Origin of the sequence: Streptomyces sp. NPDC050264 (assembly GCF_040655895.1) — a bacterium.
Lineage (GTDB): Bacteria > Actinomycetota > Actinomycetes > Streptomycetales > Streptomycetaceae > Streptomyces.
The window spans coordinates 159,865-181,029 of record NZ_JBFAKV010000018.1 but is presented as its reverse complement, the minus strand read 5'-3'; the positions used below and the strand labels follow the sequence as shown (position 1 = coordinate 181,029).

General features: G+C 72.7%; 17 protein-coding genes and 1 pseudogene. 5 read left to right on the top strand and 13 right to left on the bottom strand.

Translation table 11 applies throughout. From position 1 onward, the window contains the following. Window positions 1-131: 131 nt before the first annotated feature. Window positions 132-1,577 carry a xylulokinase gene (gene xylB, locus AB0J02_RS29050; protein ID WP_363196743.1) on the bottom strand — a complete coding sequence of 482 codons (1,446 nt, stop codon included), beginning with the start codon at window positions 1,575-1,577 and terminating at the stop codon, window positions 132-134. A 172-nt stretch (window positions 1,578-1,749) separates the two neighbouring features. Between xylB and xylA the strand changes: the two genes are divergently transcribed. Next, complete coding sequence (gene xylA, locus AB0J02_RS29045; RefSeq protein WP_363196742.1) at window positions 1,750-2,916, top strand: xylose isomerase; 1,167 nt, start codon at window positions 1,750-1,752, stop codon at window positions 2,914-2,916. A gap of 97 nt (window positions 2,917-3,013) precedes the next feature. Further along, on the top strand, window positions 3,014-3,427 hold the full coding sequence (locus AB0J02_RS29040; protein WP_363196741.1) for a hypothetical protein: 414 nt from the start codon (window positions 3,014-3,016) through the stop codon (window positions 3,425-3,427). A 22-nt stretch (window positions 3,428-3,449) separates the two neighbouring features. On the opposite strand, the gene AB0J02_RS29035 is transcribed toward AB0J02_RS29040, so the two are convergent. Continuing rightward, entirely contained in the window at window positions 3,450-4,808 is a 1,359-nt protein-coding gene (locus tag AB0J02_RS29035; protein ID WP_363196740.1) for an esterase-like activity of phytase family protein, read from the bottom strand. 126 nt (window positions 4,809-4,934) lie between these two features. Beyond that, window positions 4,935-5,498 carry a TetR/AcrR family transcriptional regulator gene (locus AB0J02_RS29030; protein ID WP_363196739.1) on the bottom strand — a complete coding sequence of 188 codons (564 nt, stop codon included), beginning with the start codon at window positions 5,496-5,498 and terminating at the stop codon, window positions 4,935-4,937. A 92-nt stretch (window positions 5,499-5,590) separates the two neighbouring features. Here AB0J02_RS29030 and AB0J02_RS29025 point away from each other — a divergent pair, with 92 nt between their 5' ends. From AB0J02_RS29025 to AB0J02_RS29015, 3 genes are all read left to right on the top strand, one after another. Continuing rightward, window positions 5,591-6,556, top strand: a complete 966-nt coding sequence (locus AB0J02_RS29025; RefSeq protein WP_363196738.1) for an alpha/beta hydrolase — start codon at window positions 5,591-5,593, stop codon at window positions 6,554-6,556. A 286-nt stretch (window positions 6,557-6,842) separates the two neighbouring features. After that, on the top strand, window positions 6,843-7,325 hold the full coding sequence (locus AB0J02_RS29020; RefSeq protein ID WP_363196737.1) for a GNAT family N-acetyltransferase: 483 nt from the start codon (window positions 6,843-6,845) through the stop codon (window positions 7,323-7,325). An 84-nt stretch (window positions 7,326-7,409) separates the two neighbouring features. Continuing rightward, window positions 7,410-8,528 (top strand): substrate-binding domain-containing protein, encoded by a 1,119-nt coding sequence (locus tag AB0J02_RS29015; RefSeq protein WP_363196736.1) that lies wholly within the window; start codon window positions 7,410-7,412, stop codon window positions 8,526-8,528. Here the strand turns inward: AB0J02_RS29015 and AB0J02_RS29010 are convergent. The 10 genes and pseudogenes from AB0J02_RS29010 to AB0J02_RS28965 all read right to left on the bottom strand — a co-directional run bounded on the left by AB0J02_RS29010 (window position 8,497) and on the right by AB0J02_RS28965 (window position 20,958). Then, window positions 8,497-10,983 carry a polysaccharide lyase 8 family protein gene (locus AB0J02_RS29010; RefSeq protein WP_363196735.1) on the bottom strand — a complete coding sequence of 829 codons (2,487 nt, stop codon included), beginning with the start codon at window positions 10,981-10,983 and terminating at the stop codon, window positions 8,497-8,499. The genes AB0J02_RS29015 and AB0J02_RS29010 overlap by 32 nt on opposite strands. Window positions 10,984-11,113: 130 nt before the next feature. After that, a complete protein-coding gene (locus tag AB0J02_RS29005) occupies window positions 11,114-12,508 on the bottom strand; it encodes an NADP-dependent succinic semialdehyde dehydrogenase (protein WP_363196734.1) in 1,395 nt (464 codons plus the stop codon). Between the two features lie 95 nt (window positions 12,509-12,603). Continuing rightward, window positions 12,604-13,080 (bottom strand): NUDIX domain-containing protein, encoded by a 477-nt coding sequence (locus AB0J02_RS29000; protein ID WP_363196733.1) that lies wholly within the window; start codon window positions 13,078-13,080, stop codon window positions 12,604-12,606. 4 nt (window positions 13,081-13,084) lie between these two features. Beyond that, window positions 13,085-13,574: pseudogene (locus AB0J02_RS28995) on the bottom strand (LuxR C-terminal-related transcriptional regulator). Between the two features lie 90 nt (window positions 13,575-13,664). Continuing rightward, the gene (locus AB0J02_RS28990; protein WP_363196732.1) at window positions 13,665-14,192 is read right to left on the bottom strand and encodes a GAF domain-containing protein; all 528 of its coding nucleotides are present in this window, start codon (window positions 14,190-14,192) and stop codon (window positions 13,665-13,667) included. 122 nt (window positions 14,193-14,314) lie between these two features. Further along, window positions 14,315-15,847, bottom strand: coding sequence for an MFS transporter (locus tag AB0J02_RS28985; protein ID WP_363196731.1), 1,533 nt, complete (start codon window positions 15,845-15,847; stop codon window positions 14,315-14,317). A gap of 139 nt (window positions 15,848-15,986) precedes the next feature. Next, window positions 15,987-17,228, bottom strand: a complete 1,242-nt coding sequence (locus AB0J02_RS28980) for a cation:proton antiporter (RefSeq protein WP_363196730.1) — start codon at window positions 17,226-17,228, stop codon at window positions 15,987-15,989. A gap of 4 nt (window positions 17,229-17,232) precedes the next feature. Further along, complete coding sequence (locus AB0J02_RS28975; protein WP_363196762.1) at window positions 17,233-17,703, bottom strand: TrkA C-terminal domain-containing protein; 471 nt, start codon at window positions 17,701-17,703, stop codon at window positions 17,233-17,235. Window positions 17,704-17,832: 129 nt separating this feature from the next. Next, window positions 17,833-19,389: an ATP-dependent DNA ligase gene (locus AB0J02_RS28970; RefSeq protein WP_363196729.1), complete on the bottom strand. Its 1,557-nt coding sequence runs from the start codon at window positions 19,387-19,389 to the stop codon at window positions 17,833-17,835. Window positions 19,390-19,458: 69 nt separating this feature from the next. After that, a complete protein-coding gene (locus AB0J02_RS28965) occupies window positions 19,459-20,958 on the bottom strand; it encodes a sigma factor (RefSeq protein WP_363196728.1) in 1,500 nt (499 codons plus the stop codon). Window positions 20,959-21,165 lie beyond the last annotated feature (207 nt).

Genomic DNA, 21,165 nt, shown 5'->3' with positions numbered 1-21,165 from the left:
TACGTTCGCTCCAGCAGCGCCGCCGCGCCCGCCTGGGGCCGCGTCCGCTGCCGCGCTCGCCCGGGTCACGGTCGCTCCAGCAGCGCCGCCGCGCCCGCCTGGGGCCGCGTCCGCTGCCGCGCTCGCCAGGGTCACGGTCGCTCCAACAGCGGCGCCGCGCCCGCAAGGACCTCCGAGATCCGCTCCAGCGCCGCGTCGTCCCGCTCCACCGGGTCGAGGACCGGGCCGCGCGCGGTGTCCCAGCGCCGCGCGACGGCCGCCGGGGCCTCGCCGGTCAGCAGGCCCGCGGCCTGCGCGGCGGCGCCGAGCGCCACGAGTTCGCGGGCCTCGGGGACCTGGACGGCCCGTCCCGACAGGCGGCGCACCGTCTGCTGCCAGGCAGTGCCGCGCGCGCCGCCGCCGATCAGCAGCAGCGGAGCGGACCGGTCGGCCTCGTCGTCCAGGACGCGGTCGAGGGCGCCGAGCAGCGCGTGCACGGCTCCGTCGTACGCCGCCTGCAGCAGCTGCCCGCCGGTCGTGTCGTGCCGCAGGCCGGTCAACAGGCCGGAGGCGTGCGGCAGATCGGGTGTCCGCTCGCCGTCCAGGTAGGGCAGGACCGTCGCCGCGCCGCCCGCTTCGACGGCCTCCCGGTCCAGGCCGAGGAGTGCGGCGATCCGGTCCACGGCGAGGGTGCAGTTCAGGGTGCAGGCCAGCGGCAGCCAGTCGCCGTGGGCGTCCGCGAATCCGGCGACGATGCCGCTTGCGTCGGTGGGGCGGTGCCGTGACACCGCGTACACCGTGCCGGAGGTGCCCAGGCTCAGCACGGGCGTGCCCGGCAGCAGGCCGAGGCCGAGCGCGGCGGCGGCGTTGTCCCCGGTGCCCGCGGCGACCAAAGTGCCCTTGGCGAAGGGGAGTTCGCCCTCGGTGTCGCGGACGGTGCCCGCGACCTCACCCGGTCCGACCACCCTCGGCAGCAGCGCGGGGTCGAGGCCGACCCGCCCGAGGACGTCCTCGTCGTACGCCTCGGTCGCCGACGCCCACCATCCGGTACCGGACGCATCGCCCCGGTCGGTCGTGCCCGTGCCGGTCAGCCGCCCGGTCAGGTAGTCGTGGGGGAGGCGCACCGCCGCTGTGGCGCGGGCCGCCTCGGGCTCGTGCTCGGCCAGCCACGCCCACTTCGACACGGTGAAGGAGGCGCCGGGCACGCTGCCGAACCGGTCCGCCCACACCTTCGCCCCGCCCAGCTCGTCGACCAGGCGCCGGGCCTGCGGCGCGGAGCGCACGTCGTTCCACAGCAGCGCCGGACGCACCGGCTTCCCCTGCGCGTCGAGCGTGACCAGCCCGTGCTGCTGCCCGCCGACGGACACGGCCGAGGCGCGGCGCGCCGCGTCGCCGCACTGGGCGAGCGCCGAGCCCAGCGCGGTGTACCACTCCTGCGGGTCGCTCTCGCGGCCCGCGCCCGAGGTCACCGTGTGCGACGCCTGCCCACTGGCCACGACCGCGCCGGTGGCGACATCGACGACCAGGGCTTTCGTGGACTGCGTGGAACTGTCCACCCCTACGACGTATGGGCCGAGGGGTCCATCGGCAGCTGACATGCGGCTCTCCTGATTTCCGGCGTTCCCGTGAGCGAGACGTGACCGGGAAGGTCCGATGGCGGTCGGCTCTTCCCAGCGGCGTGCTCGCATACTAATTTGTAAAGCGCCATGACGAAATAGGCGGGCGGCAGGACATCGCCATGCCGCCGGCCACCGGCGAGGGAGCCGCAAGATGACGTACCAGCCCACCCCCGACGACAAGTTCAGCTTCGGCCTGTGGACCGTCGGCTGGCAGGGGCGCGACCCGTTCGGCGACGCCACCCGGCCCGCGCTCGACCCGGTCGAGTCCGTACAGCGTCTGGCAGAGCTCGGCGCGTACGGCGTCACCTTCCACGACGACGACCTGATCCCCTTCGGTGCCTCCGACACCGAGCGCGAGTCCCACATCAAGCGCTTCCGGCAGGCCCTCGACACCGCGGGCCTGGTCGTTCCGATGGCCACCACGAACCTCTTCACGCACCCGGTCTTCAAGGACGGCGGCTTCACCGCCAACGACCGCGACGTACGCCGCTACGCGCTGCGCAAGACGATCCGCAACATCGACCTCGCCGCCGAGCTCGGCGCGAAGACGTACGTCGCGTGGGGCGGCCGCGAAGGCTCCGAGTCCGGCGGCGCCAAGGACGTCCGGGACGCCCTCGACCGCATGAAGGAGGCCTTCGACCTCCTCGGTGACTACGTGGTCGAGCAGGGTTACGACCTCAAGTTCGCCATCGAGCCCAAGCCGAACGAGCCGCGCGGCGACATCTTCCTGCCCACCGTCGGCCACGCCCTCGCGTTCATCGAGCGCCTGGAGCGCCCGGAGATGTACGGCGTCAACCCCGAGGTCGGCCACGAGCAGATGGCCGGTCTGAACGTCCCGCACGGCATCGCCCAGGCCCTGTGGGCGGGCAAGCTCTTCCACATCGACCTCAACGGCCAGTCCGGCATCAAGTACGACCAGGACCTGCGCTTCGGCGCCGGCGACCTGCGCGCCGCGTTCTGGCTCGTGGACCTGCTGGAGACCGCCGGGTACGAGGGCCCGCGGCACTTCGACTTCAAGCCGCCGCGGACCGAGGACTTCGACGGTGTGTGGGCGTCGGCGGCGGGCTGCATGCGCAACTACCTGATCCTCAAGGACCGTGCGGCCGCCTTCCGCGCCGACCCCGAGGTACAGGAGGCGCTCCGCGCGTCCCGCTTGGACGAGCTGGCGCAGCCGACCGCGGCCGACGGGGTCGCCGGACTCCTCGCGGACAAGGGCGCGTTCGAGGAGTTCGACGTCGAGGCCGCCGCCGAGCGCGGCATGGCCTTCGAGCGCCTCGACCAGCTGGCGATGGACCACCTGCTGGGCGCGCGCGGCTGACGCCACCGGTACGCGGCGGACGCCACGGGGGGAGCGGCGGACGGCAACTTCCCCCGGGGGGTCGCGCATCGGCCCCCAGTGCGGGGACTCTGGGGGCATGTCCGCGCCCCCGCCTCCGCCACATCCGCCCCCGCCGCCCAGCGATCAGCCACCCACCGGCGGCGGATTCGGCCCGCCGTCCGGCGGGCCGTTCGGTGCGCCCGCGCCCGGCGGACCGCGGCGCCCCGGGCGGCGCCCCTTCCTCCTGATCGCCGTACTGGTCGCCGTCGTGGTGATCGTCGGCGCCGTCGTGCTCGTGTCGACGCGCTCCTCGGGCGGCGACGACAAGCCCTCGCCCGACAGGAGCGGCCGATCGGGCACGCCCTCACCGTCGTTCAGTATCCCGAGCGAACTGCCCAGTGGGCTCCCGACCCGGCTGCCGTCGACCTTCCCGACCGACTTGCCCAGCGAGCTTCCCAGTGAGCTTCCGAGCGGCCTTCTGCCCAGCGAGGTGGAGAGCCTGCTGCCCTGATGCGGGGTGCCCGGCGCCCCCGTCAGAGAGCGCTCTTCGGCAGCCTCACGTACGTCACCTTCGTCTCGATGCCGCTGTCCACGAGCCGCCCGCTCGCGTCGAACGCACCCGCGCCGTCCGTCATCCCGAAGTCGTTGTCGTTGATCAGTGCGAGGGTGCCGCGCCCGGCGAGCGCCACGCCCTCGATCTTGTCCTGCACCCCGTCGACCGTGTTCAGGTCCACCACGAGCCGCTTGCCGAGCACCGGCACGCCCGCGGCCGCCGGGTCGTCGAGCTGCTCAAGCGACGGCGACGTACCGGCGTCGTCCCACGCCTCGCCCAGGATGTTCGCGCGGCGCGTGAGCCGGACCTCCTGGAGGCGGGCCGCCTTGTCCGTCCGTTCCTCGACCAGCAGCCGGTCGTCGCCGAGCGCGACCACGGACGAGATCTTCAGCTCGGAGGTGTCGTCCTCGCCCGGGTCGACGACGCCGACCGCGTCGAAGCGGTACGCGTACTCGGCGGTGACCGCCTTCTTCTTCGGCGAGAACCGCAGGAGCCGCGTGGTGCGCGAGGCGTCACCGGCCTCCCCGTCGGGCAGCGACAGCGGACTCTGCACAGCCAACACCAGGTCACCGCCCGGGAGTTGGGCCAGCCCTTCGAACCCGCGGTTGACCTTGCGGTGCAGCAGGACCGCCGGCAGCGATTCGACGACGGGATAGCCGGCGCCCTTCAGGTTCAGCCCCTTCGGCACGTGCCGCGCGAGCACCTTCCCGCGCGCCGAGACATGCACCAGCGACGGCCCGTACTCGTCGACGAGCCAGAACGTCCCGTCCGCCGCCCGCACGATGCCCTCGGTGTCCAGACCGTTCGGGTTGTACGAGAGCGGGGTCCCCGCGTCGTACGTGTACGGCTTCTCGTCCCGGCCCTCCTGGTTCGACAGGCCGGTGACGGGCCTGCCGGACGACGTGGTCAGCGGAATCGACCGCAGGACCTTCACGCGGTCGCCGGTGACGCGGATCTTCACGATCGCCGGGTCGAAGCCGGGCACCGGGAACGTCCGGCGCTTGGTGCCGTCGACCTTGATCTGGCCGTTCGGGCCGCGGTCGGTCACCGTCCAGAACTCGCCCTTGCGGCCCGCCGGATAGATGTCGGACCCGATGCCGCCGAGATCGACACCCCGGTCGTCGTCCACCGAGCCCGGCACCAGTCCGTTGCTGAACGCGGCGAGCGGTATGCCGCCGAGCGTCGCGCTGCCGGTCACCTCGGCCGTGCCGGACCCGGCGTGCCCGGTCGGGGCGCCCGTCGCGGTCCCGGCCACGGCGATCGCGACCAGCGCGGCGAGCGGGACCCCCGCGGCGACGGAACGGCGGACGCGGCGCTTGCCGGGGACGTGCGGGGACATGAGGCCTCCTGAGGTGCGGAAAGGTGAACTGCGCACACAGTCGGCCCCGGCGTCGAACTCCCGGTGACGGCAGGGTGAATGAGGGGGAACACGCGGACGGCGCCTCCCGGCTCCGCCCGCCGGTCGTCACCCTGCGGCGAAGTGCGGCAGAACCATCTCGACCAGCGCGTCGACGTCGGAGTCGGCCATCGGCTCGCCGGTCATGCCCATCCGGTGGAGCAGGACCCCGACCACGACATCGATGAAGAACAGAACCCGGTGCTCCGGCTCGCCGAGCGCGTCCTGGAGCGCGAGCCGGTACGGATCCTGGAGCCGGGAGGACAGGATCTCGCGCAGCGCCGGATCGCTGACGGCGTCACTGAACACGCCGGCGAACGCGTCCCCCACCCCGGGCTCGGCGATCTTCTCCGCGATCCAGTGGATGGTCGAGGACATCAGCTCGGCCGGACGGGCACCCTTCAGCGGCGCCGGGCCGAACGCGTCCAGCAGGCAGTCCACGATCAGCTCGCCCTTGGACGGCCAGCGCCGGTAGACCGTCGACTTCGCGACGCCGGCCGCGGCGGCGATGCGTTCGACGGTGGCGCGCGCGTAGCCGAGCTCCTGGATCGTGCCCAACGTCGCGGCGAAGACCACGTCGTTGACTCCGGTGCGCGGCCGTCCGGGCGGTCTGGCGGATGTGGGCGAAGGCATGTCCGAACGATACTCCTTTACGCTACCTTAGGTTTCGATACCTCAGGTCGCGAAATTATCGGAACAGGCAACCACCGTTGCAGGGAGATGACATGAGTGAGATCACTGCCGTGCAGAGGCCGCCGCAGCCGGACTGGTCGGCGATCACGGCCGAGGAACTGATCGCCTACCGCGATGCGGAGAACCGCTTCAGGGCGTCCGACGCGGCGCGCGCGGTCCTCGGGAAACCGGACGCCGATGCCACGATCCAGTGGCAGGAGGTCGACCTGCCCGGCCGCACGCTCCCGGTGCGGGTGTACCGGCCGAAGCCGGGGCCCGTGGCCGGCGATGCCGCCCGGACCGGCCTACCGCTCGTACTGCACGTGCACGGAGGCGGGTTCGTCGGGACGGCGGCGCAGTGCGACTGGGTGACCAGCCACGTCGCCGCTCGGCTGCCCGCCGTCGTCGTCTCGGTAGAGCACCGCCTCCTCGCTCCTGACAGCCCCCTGTCGGACGCGATCGACGATGGCTGGGACGTGCTCCGGCACGTGGTGGGGCAGGCCGGAGAATGGGGCATCGACCCGGCGCGGACAGTCGTGTTCGGCGAGAGCTGCGGCGCGCTGATCAGCGCCATGGCGGCGATCCGGGCGCGGGAGACCGGCCTGCGCCTGCGGGCACAGGTGCTGGTCAACCCCGCCGTCGACGTGACCGCGACGATGCTCGACCACGAGTCGGTCGCCGAGTACGGCCACAGCCCGACCCTCGCCGTACCGCAGTTGCAACTGTTCCAGCGGCTCGCCGTGCCGCCGGGAGCCGACCCCCGCCCGCTCTCTCCGCTGTACGCCGACGACCTGAGCGGGCTGGCCCCGGCGCTCGTGGTCGTGCCGACCCACGACGCGGTGGCCGACCACGGCCGCCGCTACGCCGAACGACTGCGAGCGGCCGGGACGCCGACGCAGCTCACCGAATACCCCGGCGCGGGACACGCGTTCATCAGCACGCCGGGCCTCGCGCCACAGGCCGAAGCCGCACGCGCGGAGATCCTCGACTTCCTCCGCACATCCCTGCGGGACCGCTGATGGCGAAGACGGAAGACGAAGGAGGCGGTACGTGAGAGGCGCGGGGTCCTCGGAGCGATGTACACGGGCCTCGGGCTGACCGTCGAAGCGCTGGGCAAGGCCCTCGACGGTCTGCTCGCCGATCTGCGGCGGCCATCGGATCGTCCCCCGGGCCGGCCCTCGCTCAGCTGAACCTGCGGGCCCGGCTCGGCCGCGTCCAGCGTCCGCGCGGGCGGCGGCGTCACTCCGTCCGGGGCGTCGTCCGGCTGCAGGTGGGCGGCCTGCGCCGCACTGAGATACTGCGGCCGTGAACACCAGTACGAGCCAACCTGCCTGGTCGCTGCGGACGGCCCGGCCCGCTGACATCGAGGCCATCGTCGAACTGCGCGCGGTGGTGATGCGCCCGGATCTCGAACGGCTCGGACGGTACGACCCGCATCGGGTGCGGCAGCGGTTCCGGGACTCCTTCGCCCCGGGGCTCACCTCCGTCGTCGAGGCGGACGGGGCGTTCGCCGGCTGCGTGACGCTGCGGCCCGACGGGGACGAACTGCTGCTGGAGCACTTCTACCTCGCGCCCGCGCTCCAGGGCCGCGGCCTCGGATCGGCGGTGCTGCGCGCCCTCCTGGACCGGGCCGACGCCGAGGCCCGGGCCGTCCGCCTCAACGTGCTCACGGGCAGCCCCGCGCGGCGGCTGTACGAGCGGCACGGTTTCACCCTGGAGTCGCAGGATCCGGTGGATGTGTTCATGATCCGCAAGCCGAACTCCGGCCTGCCCGAAGGATCGTTCTGAGCGCATTCGATCGATACGATGATGTGGCCGACGCCTCAAGGCAGGTGGACCGGGGCAGGGAACCAACGGGGAGGGGCCGGACTCATGCGGCTGCACGTCGACCGGCGCCACGCGCGCGTCCTGGAACTGCTGCGGGAGCGCGGCACGCTGCGCGTCGCCGATCTCGCCGACGAGCTGGGCGTCTCCCCGGTCACCCTGCGCCGCGACGTCGAGACCCTCGCCGCGCAGGGCCGGCTCCAGCGCCTGCACGGCGCCGTGGTGTGGCCGGGCGACACGGCCGAACTCCCGCGCACCACAGCGCGGTTGATCGAGGGCGCGGTCGTCGGCATGGTGGTGCCGACCACCGAGTACTACTACGCCGAAGTGGTGCGCGGCGCCCGCGAGGCCGTGGAGGAGCGCGGCGCCCGGCTCGTCGTCGCGCTGTCGCGGTACCTGCCGGGCGAGGACTCCGTCCAGGTCGACCGGCTGCTCGCGGCGGGTGCCGACGGGCTGCTCCTGACGCCCAGTTGGGACCGCGGAGTGCCGGGGGCGGGGGAGGGCCTGCGGATCACCGAGCGGCCCGTGCCGGTGGTCCTCGTCGAGCGCTCGGCACCGCACGGCCACCCCGCCGCCGCCCTCGACCGGGTCCGCTCCGACCATGCCCACGGCGCCGCCGAGGCGGTCCGCCATCTGGCCTCGCTCGGCCACCGCACCCTCACCCTGGCGGCCCAGGAGTCGCCCACCAGCGCCCAGTTGCGGCGGGGCTACGAGGCCGCCGTGGAGGCGCTCGGCCTCACTTCCGTTCCCGAGCCCGCTCCGGTGCGCCAGGCCTCCGACACGGAGGCCGAGCGGTTCGAGCGGACCTTCGCCTTCTTGCGCGAGGCGGTGGAGAAACACGGGGTGAGCGCCGCGATCCTGCACAGTGACGCCGACGCGATCGTCCTGGTGCCCCGGCTGCGCGCTCACGGCGTGCGCGTGCCCGAGGACCTGTCCGTGATCACGTACGACGACGAGGTCGCGGCACTCGCCGATCTGCCGCTGACGGCGGTCGCCCCGGCCAAGCGGACGGTGGGCCGGCGCGCCGCCGAATTGCTGCTGTCCCGGCTCGCGGAGCCGTCGGGCACCCGCGAGCCGGGGCAACACCTGGACATACTCCCGGAGTTGCATGTGCGCGCCTCGTGCGGCGCGCCCGTCAGCGGAGCCGGACCGTCACCTTCTGCGTGACGCCACCGGTCGCGCTCAGGTCGCCGAACGTCAGCTTCAGCTCGCGGCCCGGCTCGGCCCCGGTCACCGAACCGGGCTTCGACGTCACCGATCCGACCGGGCGCCGCCAGATCAGCGTGGCCCCCTTCACCGCACGGTTCGGATCGCTGACCGACACGGTCGCCGTGCCGTCCCGCTTCTCCCGGATCTGTACGATCAGCGGGGCGTCCACGCTCACCCGGCCGACCGTACCGGGCTCCCAGAACGTCACTCCGGTGAACCCGAGCGACGGCACCCGAACGCCCTGCTGTGCACTGGAGTTGGCTTCGATGTCCAGCCATCCCCGGTCCAACGCCCTCGCGGCCGTGCGCAGTTCACTCGCGCCGGGCAGCAGCATGTAGGAGTACGCCGCGTCCGTGGGGTCGGTGCCGTGGTCGGCGAGCAGGGTCACGTACCGACGCGTCACGGGGTCGGTCGAGCCGCCGCCGTTGATGCTCTGCCAGGTGCCGGTACGCTCCTCGCGCAGCGCCTTCAGGGACGTACCGCCGGGGAAGACGTAGCCGCCGTGTCCGGCCACATGAGCCCAACGCGCCTGCTGGAACGCGGAGTTCCAGGGAGCGCGCGTCGGCTGCGGACGGCCGTCGACCGTCAGGCGGGCCGTGCCCGACGCTCCGAGGTTGCGGCTGTCGAAGACGCTCTCCACCCCGGCGCCGTCGGTGCTCGTGATGCCCGCCCCCAGGCACACCACCGCGTCGTCCAGGAAGAACCACGACTTCTTCGCCCGCAGCGTCGACGACAGGCCCCGCACGTCCTGGGCGAGCGCCCCGTAGGTGCCGTCCGTCGCGCCGCCCACCCACGTCGTCGCGGGCCGCGCCGCACCCCACGTGCCGCCCTCGGCGTCCGCGAGCGCCTTGCGCGAGACCGTCGTACCGGGCAGCCGGTACGGGTCCACGGTCGGCCAGTAGCCGTCGCTGTACTGGCCGCCGCCGACGCTGTCGCCCTCGGCCCACCAGGCGAGCATGCCCGAACCGGTGTGCCAGCCGCGGACGTTCTCGCCGTTGCCGTTCTCGTAGAACGTGATCGCCTTCGACGACATCGACACCGACGCCGTGAACCGCTTGCTGCGGTGCGTGGCCCGTGCCATCGACGGGAACACATGGTGACCGGTCGGTTCGGCCGCGGCCTTCACGGCGGAGTCGTCGAGCACGGCCGTGACCCGGGAGAGCGCGGCGACCCCGAGGGTGCGGCCCGTCGTCACGTCGCTGTAGCGGTCGCGGGTGAACCAGCCCTTGGCGAGCGCCCGCCACCGCGCGTTCTCCTCGGCGCTCGCGCCCTGCCCGAGCAGCAGGACCGAGGCGATCACCCCGTGCCCGCGCGCGTGGTCGTCCTGCTGGATCTTCAGCGGATCGCCGGCGACCAGACCCCGGCTGATCGCCCGCCCGGACACGTTGTCGATCATCAATCCGTCGTGCAGGAACGGCGCGTACGCGTCCTCCACCGAGTCCAGGAAGATCTGCCGGCCGCTGTCGGTGATCGCCCACGTGGAGTCGCCGAGCAGGGCGAACAGCTTGCTCAGCCCGTCGATGAGGACCGCGCCGTACGAGCCGGTGTACGGCACGTACGTGTGCTGGATCAGCGAGCCGTCCGCGTACAGCCCGTCGCCCGAGGTGACGTACGGGAAGACCGGCGCTATGGCGTCCCGGGCCAGCGCGACCTTCGCCGCCGTGCCGTCGAGGATGCCGCGCAGGGCGAGCACGCGGCACAGGTCGATGCGGTTGGCGCCGGTGCTGGTGCCCGTGTACTCGGCCACCAGCGAGTCCGGGACGAAGTGGTCGACCGCCTCGGTCGCCGCCGTCAGCTGCTCGGCGCTCAGGTGCTCGTACATGAGGATCGCGATGTCGAGCAGCCGCTGCGGGGCGCCGATCTGGAAGTTGTACCAATTGCCGTACTGGGTAAGCGACTTGTTGTAGACCTGCGTGCTCAGGTGGTCGACCGCGGTGAGGACGGCCGTCTTGAGGGAGGCGTCACCGGTGAGGCCGGTGCCGGGCTGGCAGAACGCCTCCGCCATCAGCCGCACCCGGTCGTAACTGGTCTGGATCTTCTCCGAGTAGCCGTACGACTCGGTGTCCGTGTCGGGGTCCGGGTCGCCGAACACGGCGTCGGGCCAGAGCGAGCCCTCGGCCGGAGCCATCGCGTCACGCCAGGCCTTGGCCTGTGTCCCGAGCGTGGCGAGCTTCGACTTGAAGGGCTCGGCGGTCGGACTGAAGCCCTCGCCGAGGTAGAGCGCCCGCCACTTCGCCCGCAGCGCGGCGAACTCGTCGTCGGCCGCGGCCGCGCCGTCCCCGACGGCGGCCACGGCCTGCTGCGGGAGTCCGACGGCGAGCGCGGCACCGGCAACCGCGGTCGAGGCGAGGAAACCGCGCCGGGACCAGGACGGCACCGACGAGAGGCGGGACGGGGGCGACTGCGACGTCATGAAGAGCTCCGGGATGCTGGAGGAACCGCTGGGAGTAAGCGGTTTCTAGCACCCGGAGTTCGAAACGCTCAAGAGGATCGCCCAAGTTGAGCGTTTTGATCGTTCTTCGGTAGGGGCTGCGCCGGTGGGCTCAGGCCGCGACCCACACGGTGGTGATGTTGCAGAACTCCTTGATCCCGTGGCCCGCGAGCTCGCGCCCGTACCCGGACCGCTTGGCGCCGCCGAAGGGGAGCGCCGGGTGCGAGGCCGTCATGCCGTTCACGAAGACGCCGCCCGCGCCGCTGTCCCGGGCGAACCGCTCGATCTCCGCCTCGTCGGCGGTCCACAGATTGGAACTCAGCCCGAACGGCGTGTCGTTCGCGACCTTGATCGCCTCGTCCAGGTCCGCGACCCGGTACACCGTCGCGACCGGCCCGAACGTCTCCTCGCGGTGGATCCGCATCTCGGGCCTGATGTCGGCCAGCACCGTCGGCTCGTAGAACCAGCCGCGGTCCGCGAAGTCCTTCGGCCGCTGCCCGCCGCACAGCACGGTCGCCCCGGACTCGACGGCCTCGTCGACCAGCTCCTCCAGGTCCTTGCGGCCCTGCTCGCTGGCGAGCGGACCGATGTCCGTCGACTCGTCGAGCGGATCGCCCACGCGCAGCGCCCGCATGCCCTCCACAAAAGCGTCCCGGAACTCGGTGAAGACGTCCTCGTGCACGATGAACCGCTTCGCCGCGATGCACGACTGGCCGTTGTTCTGTGTACGGGCCGTCACCGCCGTCTTCGCGGCCTTGGCGACGTCCGCCGACGGCATGACCACGTACGGGTCGCTGCCGCCCAGCTCCAGCACCGTCTTCTTCACCTCGTCACCGGCGATCGAGGCGACGGACCGGCCGGCGGGCTCGCTGCCGGTGAGGGTCGCCGCCGCCACCCGCTCGTCGCGCAGGATGCCCTCGATCTCGCCGGAACCGACCAGGAGCGTCTGGAAGCAGCCCTCGGGGAACCCGGCCCTGCGGAACAGGTCCTCCAGGTAGAGGGCGGTCTGCGGGACGTTCGACGCGTGCTTGAGCAGACCCACGTTCCCGGCCATCAGGGCGGGCGCTGCGAAGCGCACGACCTGCCACAGCGGGAAGTTCCACGGCATCACCGCGAGGACCACGCCGAGCGGCCGGTAGCGCACGTGCGCGCGGGCCGCCCCGGAGTCCCGCACGTCCGCCTCGGCGGGGTGCTCGTCGGCCAGCAGATGCTGCGCGTTCTCCGCGTACCAGCGCATCGCCTTCGCGCACTTCGCCGCCTCGGCGCGGGCCGCCGCGAGGGGCTTGCCCATCTCGATCGTCATGACGCGCGCGATGTCCGGCGTGTCCGCGTCCAGCAGATCGGCGGCCTGCTGGAGCAGCCTCGCCCGGTCGAAGAACGACGTCGTGCGGTACGTGTCGAACGTCCGGGCCGCCAGGGCCAGCTTCTGTTCGATGTCCTCGGGGGAGAGGGCGTCGTACGTCTTCAGTGTCTCGCCGTTCGCGGGGTTGACCGTCGCGATGGGCATGGGGGCGACCTCCTGTGCGCGGATCCTTCGACCTTCCCGCGCGGCGCGGGGCCGCGCAACGCGGGGGTCCCTCCGCGTACCCGGACAGGCCGCTGTCAGACCTGCCCGGCGAGCCGGTCCAGGAACACCGTCTGCGCCCTGACCACGGCCGCCCGCGCCGCGTCCAGGCCGAACCACGCCACCCGGTCCAGCTCGGGGAACTCGGCGAAGCGGCCAGAACCGCGCGGCCACTCCATCGTGAAGGTGCCCGGCACCATGTCCGCCGGATCGAGATCGGCCTCCACCGCCCACACCGTGACGTGTTTGCCGCCGGACTGCACGGTCTCGCCGAGCGGCAGCGGCGTCCCGTCCGGCGCGGGCAGGCCCAGCTCCTCGCGGAACTCGCGCCGCGCCGCGTCCCAGGGCGTCTCGTCGGCCGCGTACTCACCCTTCGGGACGCTCCACGCCCCCGCGTCCTTGCGCGCCCAGAACGGGCCGCCCATGTGACCGAGCAGCACCTCCGGCCCGGCAGGGGTGCGGCGGAAGAGGAGCAGACCCGCACTGCGTTTCGTTCGCTTCGTCGCTTCAGCCATGGCGTCAGTCTCGGCGCAGATACCGGATGGCCGCGAGCACCCGGCGGTTCCGGTCCTGCGACGCGTGCGGCCCGGGCTTCCCGAAGATCGCCGCCACGTGCTTCTCGACAGTGCCCGCGGAGACGTGCGGGGACGGGGCGATCGCCGTGTTCGAGCGGCCTTCCGCCATCAGGGTCAGCACGTCCCGCTCCCGGCGCGCCGGCCCGCCCCGGCGAGCTGCGTCACCACCTCCGGGTCCAGGGCCGTGCCGCCCGCAGCGACCCGGGCGAGCGCGGCGGTGAGCCCGGCGACGTTCGAGACCCGCGCCTTCAGCACATACCCGACGCCCGCCGCGCCCTCGGCCGGCAGCCGGGTGCCTACTCCCGCCGGATGTCGATCGCGGCGCGCAGTCCGTCGCCGGTGTGCGTCGGAGGCATCCGGATGTCCACGACCGTCACATCGGGCCGGTGCGTGGTCACTGCCGCGCGGACCTCGTGGCCGCGCAGGGGGAGCATCTGGGTGTAGGCCGTCTCCGCCCACGCCCGCCGTGTCAGGGGAGCCGGCAGGATCGTGCGGACGGTCGGCCGTTCAGCGTCGCCCCGCCCTCAGAAGCGGGCGCGGGGCAGGATGCCGAGGGCCGTGGCGTCCGCCAGATGCTGGCCCAGGCGCAGTTGCAGCGCTCCCGGCGGGCCGGCCCGCTCGGACAGCAGGCTGAGCGAGCCGACCGCGTGGTCCGTCGTGCGCAGCGGCACCGCCACCACGCAGGCGAAGCCCAGTGAGCGCGCCATCGCCGTGTACGACGGCCAGTTGGCCCGCGCGTAGGGATGTGCCAGTGGCACGCCGCGAATGGGCTGCGCCGAGGCCCGGCAGTCCGCTCCGGGGCCCTCGCCCCAGGACAGCGAGGCCCGTTCCAGGCGCAGTCCCCGATTGTCCGACGCGGCCATCTCGACCCGCCCCGTCGGCGGCTTGAGCACGGCCGACGCCGAGGGCACACCGAGCAGCGAAATACAGCTTTCGACCAGGGCTGCCAGGGCCTGCGTGCCGCCGCGCGCGGCGGCGTCCGCCACTTCGACGAACGCCGTCGCGAGCCGCTCGCTGTCCACCTGATACGCCTCGTACGGCCCCCCGCGCATGGCTGATCCCCCTCGCCCCTGACCCGTCCGCCCCGCACAGGCGCCGTCGCCCGCCCGGCAGCGGCCGGGCGGGCGGACTTTGCAGAAGGGGTATGCCCCCTGGATGGGTGGTCCGAACCGGGTCACATGTGTACGGCGTCGTCGGCCGCGGCCGACTTCGGCACACCCGGCCGGTACAGCACCAGCGTCACCACGAATCCGACCACGAAGAACAGCGCCGACCACCAGAACGCGGTCGAGTAGCTCTCCATCGAGGCCTGCGCCTGCACCAGCGCCGAGGGCCGCTTGCCGACGAGGTAGCTCGTCGCGGCGCCGGTCGCCAGCGAGTTGAGCAGCGCCGTACCGATCGAACCGCCCACCTGCTGGCTGGTGTTGACCATCGCGGAGGCGACACCCGCGTCGTGCGTGGCGACTCCCGCCGTGGCCAGGTTCATCGCCGTGGCGAAGATCAGACCGAGCCCCAGGCCGGCGACGAGCAGCGGCGGCAGCACGTGTGCCGCGTACGTGCTGTGCAGATCGAGCGCGGTCAGCCAGCCCATGCCCACGGCGGAGAGGGCCATGCCGAGCGGCACGATCGGTTTCGGCCCCAGTTTGGGAACCAGGTAGTTCGTCGTGACGATCGAGGAGAACACCATGCAGGCCACCATCGGCAGGAACGCCACACCGGTGATCACCGGCGAGTACGCGAGGATCTGCTGCAGGTAGTACGTCAGGAACAGGAACACCCCGAACATGCCCGCGCCGGAGATGAACATCGCGAGGTACGACGCCCCGCGGTCCCGGTCCAGGACCACGCGCAGCGGCAGCAGCGGATGTTCGGCCCGCGTCTCCCACCAGGCGAACGCGACCAGCAGCAGCGCGCCGATGACGAGGAACCCCCACGTCAGTACGGCGCCCCAGTCGTGCGACTCGGCGTTCGAGAATCCGTAGACGATGCAGAACAGGCCGACCGAGACCAGCACCGTGCCGGGCACGTCCAGCTTCGGCCGGTCCGTGGGCCGGCCGCCGTGCAGCAGCCGGATGCCGCCGAGGATCGCGACCACCGCGAACAGCAGGTTCACGTACAGGCACCAGCGCCAGTCCAGGTACTCGGTGAGCACACCGCCCAGCAGCAGGCCGACCGCGCCGCCCGCGCCCGCGATGGCGCCGTAGATGCCGAACGCCTTCGCGCGTTCGCGCGGGTCCGTGAACGTCGTCGTCAGCAGCGACAGCGCGGCCGGCGCCAGCAGCGCGCCGAACACACCTTGCAGTGCGCGCGCGAACACCAGCATCCCGAAGCTCGTCGCCGCGCCGCCCAGTGCCGAGGCCGCCGCGAAGCCGATCAGTCCGGCGATGAAGACCGTCCTGCGGCCCAGCAGGTCGGCGACCCGGCCGCCGAGCAGCAGGAGGCTGCCGAACGCGAGCGCGTACGCGGTGACGATCCACTGGCGGTTGCCGTCGCTGAAGCCGAGATCCTGCTGTGCCGAGGGCAGCGCGATGTTCACGATCGTCGCGTCGAGGACGACCATCAGCTGAGCGATGCCGATGACGGCGAGGATCAGCCAGCGGTGCTCGTGCTTGCCACCGCCCGTGTACGGGACCGAGCCGCCGTCGGGTGGCGTGGTCCGTATGCCGGGCTCGGATGATGCCGCGGCGGAGTCGGACGAGCGATCCATGGTGCCCTCCAGACGCCCAGGTGCACCCCCCTGATCAAGCTCCTCCACCACGCTAAGCGCCCGGATCGCGGACGGCGACCGGGGAGAGAACGGCACCGTTCCCCTTCCCGGTCGCCGTCGTCACCCCGGTCCCGCGCGCTCAGCCGATCGGCTTGTCCACCTGCGCGGAGTCCTCCGCCGTGCGGGGCCCCGGCACCGTGGCCGCCGGGGCCGCGGTGCCGGGGGTGCGCCGGGCGAGCAGCCGCTGGGCCAGCGGCTGGGTGTACCGGGCGGTGAGCGGTCCCACGATGACCAGGATCAGCACGTACGCGGTCGCCAGGGGCCCGAGCCGCGGCTCGATCCCGGACGTCACCGCGAGCCCCGCGATCACGATGGAGAACTCCCCGCGCGCGACCAGCGCGCCACCGGCCCGCCAGCGTCCCTTCAGCGAGACACCGGCCCGGCGCGCGGCCCAGTAGCCGGTGAAGATCTTCGTGCAGGCCGTGACCACGGCCAGCAGCAGCGCGGGCAGCAGCACCGGCGGGATGCTCGCCGGATCGGTGTGCAGCCCGAAGAAGACGAAGAACACCGCGGCGAACAGGTCCCGCAGCGGCGAGAGCAGCGTGTGCGTGCCCTCGGCGACCTCGCCGGACAGCGCGATGCCGACGAGGAACGCGCCGACGGCGGCGGACACCTGGAGCTGCTGGGCGAGTCCGGCGACCAGGATCGTCAGGCCCAGGACGACCAGGAGCAGCTTCTCCGGGTCGTCGCTCGACACGAACCGGGAGATGTGCCGTCCGTAGCGCACCGCGACGAAGAGCACGAGTCCGGCCGCGCCCAGCGCGATCGCCAGCGTGAGCCCGCCCGCGGCCCAGCCGACCCCGGCGAGCAGCGCGGTGATGATGGGCAGGTACACGGCCATCGCCAGGTCCTCCAGGACCAGGATGCTCAGGATGACCGGCGTCTCGCGGTTGCCGAGCCGCCCGAGGTCTCCGAGCACCTTGGCGATCACGCCCGACGACGAGATCCAGGTGACACCGGCGAGCACGACGGCCGCCACCGGACCCCAGCCCATCAGCAGCGCGGCGGCCGCTCCCGGCAGCGCGTTGAACGTCATGTCGACGAGCCCCGCCGGGTACTGCGTCTTGAGATTGCTGACGAGGTCGCTCGCCGTGTACTCCAGGCCGAGCATCAACAGCAGCAGGATCACGCCTATCTCGGCGCCGATGGCGACGAACTCCTCGCTCGCGCCGAGCGGCAGCAGCCCGCCCTCGCCGAACGCGAGCCCCGCGAGGAGGTAGAGCGGGATCGGCGAGAAGCTCATCCGCCCGGCGAGCCGGCCCAGCAGGCCGAGCGCCAGGATGATCGCCCCGAACTCGATGAGAAAGACAGCGGAATGCATCCGATCACTCCCGACCCAGGATCGTGGCCGCCGCCTCGACGCCCTCGCGGGTGCCGATCACGATGACCGTGTCGCCGCCCGCGAGCCGGAAGTCCGGCGTCGGCGACGGGATCGCGTCCGCGCGGCGCAGCACGGCGACGATCGACGCGCCTGTCTCGGTGCGCATGTGCGTCTCGCCGAGCAGCCGGCCGTTCCAGTGCGACACCGCCGGGATCTCGATGCGCTCGGCGACCAGACCCAGGTCGGTGGTGTGCAGCAGGTTCGGGCTGTGGTGCGAGGGCATCAACGCGTCGATGAGATACGCCGCCTCGCCGGAGGACAGCTTCAGCGACAGGGCGCAGGCATCCGGGTCGTCGGCCTGGTACGCGCTGAGCGTGCGGCCCCCGTCCCGGTGCGCGACGACCGACAGCTGGCGTTGTTCTCGCGTGGTGAGGTCGTAGCGGAATCCGATCCCCGGCAATGGTGTCCTGCTCAGGCGTGAAGCGGGCACGTCTCTCCCCTTGTCCGTGCATGTCCGGGCGGCGGTCCCGGGGCCGTTAGGTGGCTGATGCATCTTTCGATGCAAGTGTCACCTTATACGGTTCATGTTTTGGCAAAGAAACCGTCAGTCGTCGAGGGCCGGGTGTGCGGCCAGCACGGCTTCCACCGTGTCGGCCTGCTCGGCCGTCTTGTCCTCGCGGTAGCGCAGCACGCGGGCGAACCGCAGGGTCACACCCGCCGGATACCGCGTGGAGCGCTGCAGACCGTCGTACGCGATCTCCACGACCAGTTCGGGCCGCACCGTCACCACGAGCCCGTCCTCACTCACGGCCAGCTCCCGCAGCCGCTCCGTCTGCCAGGTGAGCAGCGCGTCCGTGAGCCCCTTGAACGTCTTGCCGAGCATCGCGAACGTGCCGTCGCCGCGTCGTGCGCCTAAGTGCAGGTTGGACAGTTTTCCCCTGCGCCGCCCGTGCCCCCACTCGGCGGCGAGGACCACGAGATCGAGCGTGTGCACCGGCTTCACCTTCAGCCAGGACGCACCCCGCCGTCCCGCGCTGTACGGGGCTTCGAGGCCCTTGACGACGACACCCTCGTGCCCGCGCTCCAGCGTCGCGGCGAAGAAATCCTGCGCCGCCGCCCGCTGCTCCGCCTCGGCGGCGTCCTCGACCACCGTCCGCCGCACCCGCATCGGCTCCGGGACGAGCCGCACCAGCCGCTCGTGCCGCTGGGTGAGCGGCAGGGAGAGCAGATCGAGCCCGTCGGCGTACAGCACGTCGAAGAAGACCGCCGAGACGGGCACCGCCTCGGCGGCCCGCGCCACATCCACCCGGGACCCGACCCGCCCGGCGACCTCCTGGAACGCCCGCGGCCGCCCGGCGTCGTCCAGCGCGATGACCTCACCGTCGAGAATGAACTGCTCGCCGCTCAACTCCCGTGCGGCGGCCGTCACTTCGGGCAGTCGGTCGGTGATGTCGTCGAGCGTGCGGGTGAAGACCCGGACCTCCTCCCCGTCCCGGTGCACCTGGACGCGGATGCCGTCGAGCTTCTCCTCCACCACGCACGCCCCCAGCTTGGCGAGCTTCTCCAGTGCCTCACCGACCGAGCCCGCGGAGTGCGCCAGCATCGGCTGTACGGGCTGCCGCACAGTGAGCCGGAACACATCGAGAGCGGCCGGCCCCCCGGCGAGCAGCGCCCGCGCGACCGGCTGCAGCCCGCCCGCCAGCATCACCGCACGCCGTACGTCCCCGGGGGGAGCGTCGGTCGCGCGGGCGAGCCCTTCGAGCGCGACCGCGTCCAGAGCGCCCTGGCGCACCTCGCCGGTCACCAGGCCGAGCAGGAACCGCTGCTCGTCCTCCGTCGCGGCCGCCATCAACTCGCCGACCAGGCGCCGCCGTTCGGCCTGCGAGCCGGTGCCGGACACCTCGCCGATGACGGTCAGCGCCGCGTCGACGTCCCGCACGCTCAGCCCCGGCTCGGCCGCCGGTTCCACGCGCTCGCTCAGCACCCGCCACCCGATACCGAGCCGCCCCTGCGGGAGGCGTCCCGCCAGATACGGGATGACGATCGGCACGTCGTCGGGGGCCGCGTCCCGGAACAGCTCCGCGAGCAGTTCGATCTTCCGGGACCGCGCCGAGGTGGCGGCGACCTCCTGGGACACCTGAGCGAGCCGGGCGAAGAGCATGCAGCCATGGTGCAACGTGCGGTCGCCCGGCGCACCAGTACGCGTGTGGGGCGCGTGGGGTTGCCGGGACTAGCCGACGTGGCACACGTAGATCGGACCGAGCCAGGGGGTGCAGGTCACGGATGGTTCGGCGGGGTCGGTCGGCCCGGCCGGTGCGGTGGGCTCGGTGGGCTGAGAGGGCTCGGTGCTGGGCTGAGTGGGTTCGCTGGGTTCAGGGGTCCCTGGAGCGGCAGTCTCGGGCGGAGTCGCCCGGGGCGTCGGCCGGGCCGGGGGGACGGGGACCGATCGAGTGTCCGGCGACTTCGGCGTGACCGGGACCTCGGGCGTCGCCGATCGCGGGGGAGCGGCGGGGGCCGTCGGCTGCGCCGGAGACGTGGGCGTCGCGGGCGCGGAGGACGGCTGCGGCCGGGCCGGTGAGGACGGACGCGCCGACGGCTTCGGGGCGCTCTGAGTCGGGGGCGGCTGCTTGCGCTCTTGCTCCTGCGGGGACCCGGGAGCAACTGGCCTGTCCTTGTCGGGAGTTGCCGTCCCGGGCTGCGCCGGCCGCGGGGCCGGTGCCGGCGTGCCGCCGCGTTCGGCGGGGCTGTCACCGACCGCCACCGCGGACCGCTGCGGCGGCACCGCGTCCCCGGGCCCGGTGAGCACGAGCCCGGCCGCGACCGCCGCTCCCGCCACCGAGACCCCGAGCACGCCGGCGACCGCGGTCGGAGCCTTGGACCCGCCGGTCAGCACGTGCCGCATCCCGTGCAGCAGGTCGCTTCCGTGTCCACCGGACGCGGCGCCGGCTCCCGCGCCCGCACCGGCGGCGACCGGCAGCAGGAATTTGCCCGCGCCGCCGAGCACGAAGATCAGGAGCGCCGGGCCCACCAGGGCCGGCAGCCTGTTGTTGGCGCGCAGCAGGACGGCGAGCCGCGCCCGGCAGTCGTCGCAGGTGTCGACGTGGGCGAGGAGCTTCTCGGACTGCCGCTCGGACGCGGCGTCGCGCACATGCGCGGGCATCCGGTCCCAGTACGCCTCGCAGGCCGGAGCCTCGGGCGTGCCGGGATGGGCCCGCAGGAATGCCTGGCGCATCCCCTCCCGCGCGCGATGCAGCAGGACCGCCGTGGCGCCGCTGCCCGTGCCGATCCGCCGGCCCACCGCCTCCAGCGGCTGCCCCTCCGCCTCGGCCAGCCACAGCGCCTTCACCCAGCGCTCGGGCAGCTGGCCGAGCACCCGGGTCAGCAGATCCACGCCGGCCGCCCGGGAGGCCGGGTCCTGATCCTCGTACGCGCCGAACACCTGCGCAGCCTCGACCCCGGCATGGGGATCGAGCGGGGTCTCGCGCGCCGCTCCGCGCCCCGCCGTGGCCGCGAGGTGGCGCACCGTCGTCGTCAGATAGGCGGCCACGTTGTCGATGGCATAGCCGGCGCGGAGCCGTCGCCACACCCGGAAGTGCGCCTCGGCCACGAGGTCGTCGGCGAGCCAGGGGCTCCCCGTCAGCGAGCGGGCGTAGGCGACGAGGCGTGACTGCTCGGCCTCGTAGATGCGGGCGTACTCGGATATCGGCGCGGCGGCGGGGCCGTCGGTCATGGCAGGAGTCTTCCGTCCGAACGTCGGCAGAGGGGGCCCGACTGCGGATCGGGCAACACATTTAAAACGTTAGGTCACGAATGTCGCATTATGGAGGGGTGAGTGGCGTAGGTCACAGCACCCTTTTCGGGCTTTGCCGTAATGCGTCGCCCCGCTGCCGCGTCGAACAGGCATCAGGAACCACGCAGCGCAGAAAGGGAGCCTGCC

Coding starts and splice junctions, on each gene's coding strand:
- AB0J02_RS28980 (WP_363196730.1), bottom strand. CDS start 17,228: ATGCATTCCGCTGTCTTTCTCATCGAGTTCGGGGCGATCATCCTGGCG.
- AB0J02_RS29040 (WP_363196741.1), top strand. CDS start 3,014: ATGTCCGCGCCCCCGCCTCCGCCACATCCGCCCCCGCCGCCCAGCGAT.
- AB0J02_RS29035 (WP_363196740.1), bottom strand. CDS start 4,808: ATGTCCCCGCACGTCCCCGGCAAGCGCCGCGTCCGCCGTTCCGTCGCC.
- xylB (WP_363196743.1), bottom strand. CDS start 1,577: ATGTCAGCTGCCGATGGACCCCTCGGCCCATACGTCGTAGGGGTGGAC.
- AB0J02_RS28990 (WP_363196732.1), bottom strand. CDS start 14,192: ATGCGCGGGGGGCCGTACGAGGCGTATCAGGTGGACAGCGAGCGGCTC.
- AB0J02_RS29030 (WP_363196739.1), bottom strand. CDS start 5,498: ATGCCTTCGCCCACATCCGCCAGACCGCCCGGACGGCCGCGCACCGGA.
- AB0J02_RS29000 (WP_363196733.1), bottom strand. CDS start 13,080: ATGGCTGAAGCGACGAAGCGAACGAAACGCAGTGCGGGTCTGCTCCTC.
- AB0J02_RS29010 (WP_363196735.1), bottom strand. CDS start 10,983: ATGACGTCGCAGTCGCCCCCGTCCCGCCTCTCGTCGGTGCCGTCCTGG.
- AB0J02_RS28965 (WP_363196728.1), bottom strand. CDS start 20,958: ATGACCGACGGCCCCGCCGCCGCGCCGATATCCGAGTACGCCCGCATC.
- AB0J02_RS28970 (WP_363196729.1), bottom strand. CDS start 19,389: ATGCTCTTCGCCCGGCTCGCTCAGGTGTCCCAGGAGGTCGCCGCCACC.
- xylA (WP_363196742.1), top strand. CDS start 1,750: ATGACGTACCAGCCCACCCCCGACGACAAGTTCAGCTTCGGCCTGTGG.
- AB0J02_RS28985 (WP_363196731.1), bottom strand. CDS start 15,847: ATGGATCGCTCGTCCGACTCCGCCGCGGCATCATCCGAGCCCGGCATA.
- AB0J02_RS29015 (WP_363196736.1), top strand. CDS start 7,410: ATGCGGCTGCACGTCGACCGGCGCCACGCGCGCGTCCTGGAACTGCTG.
- AB0J02_RS29025 (WP_363196738.1), top strand. CDS start 5,591: ATGAGTGAGATCACTGCCGTGCAGAGGCCGCCGCAGCCGGACTGGTCG.
- AB0J02_RS29005 (WP_363196734.1), bottom strand. CDS start 12,508: ATGCCCATCGCGACGGTCAACCCCGCGAACGGCGAGACACTGAAGACG.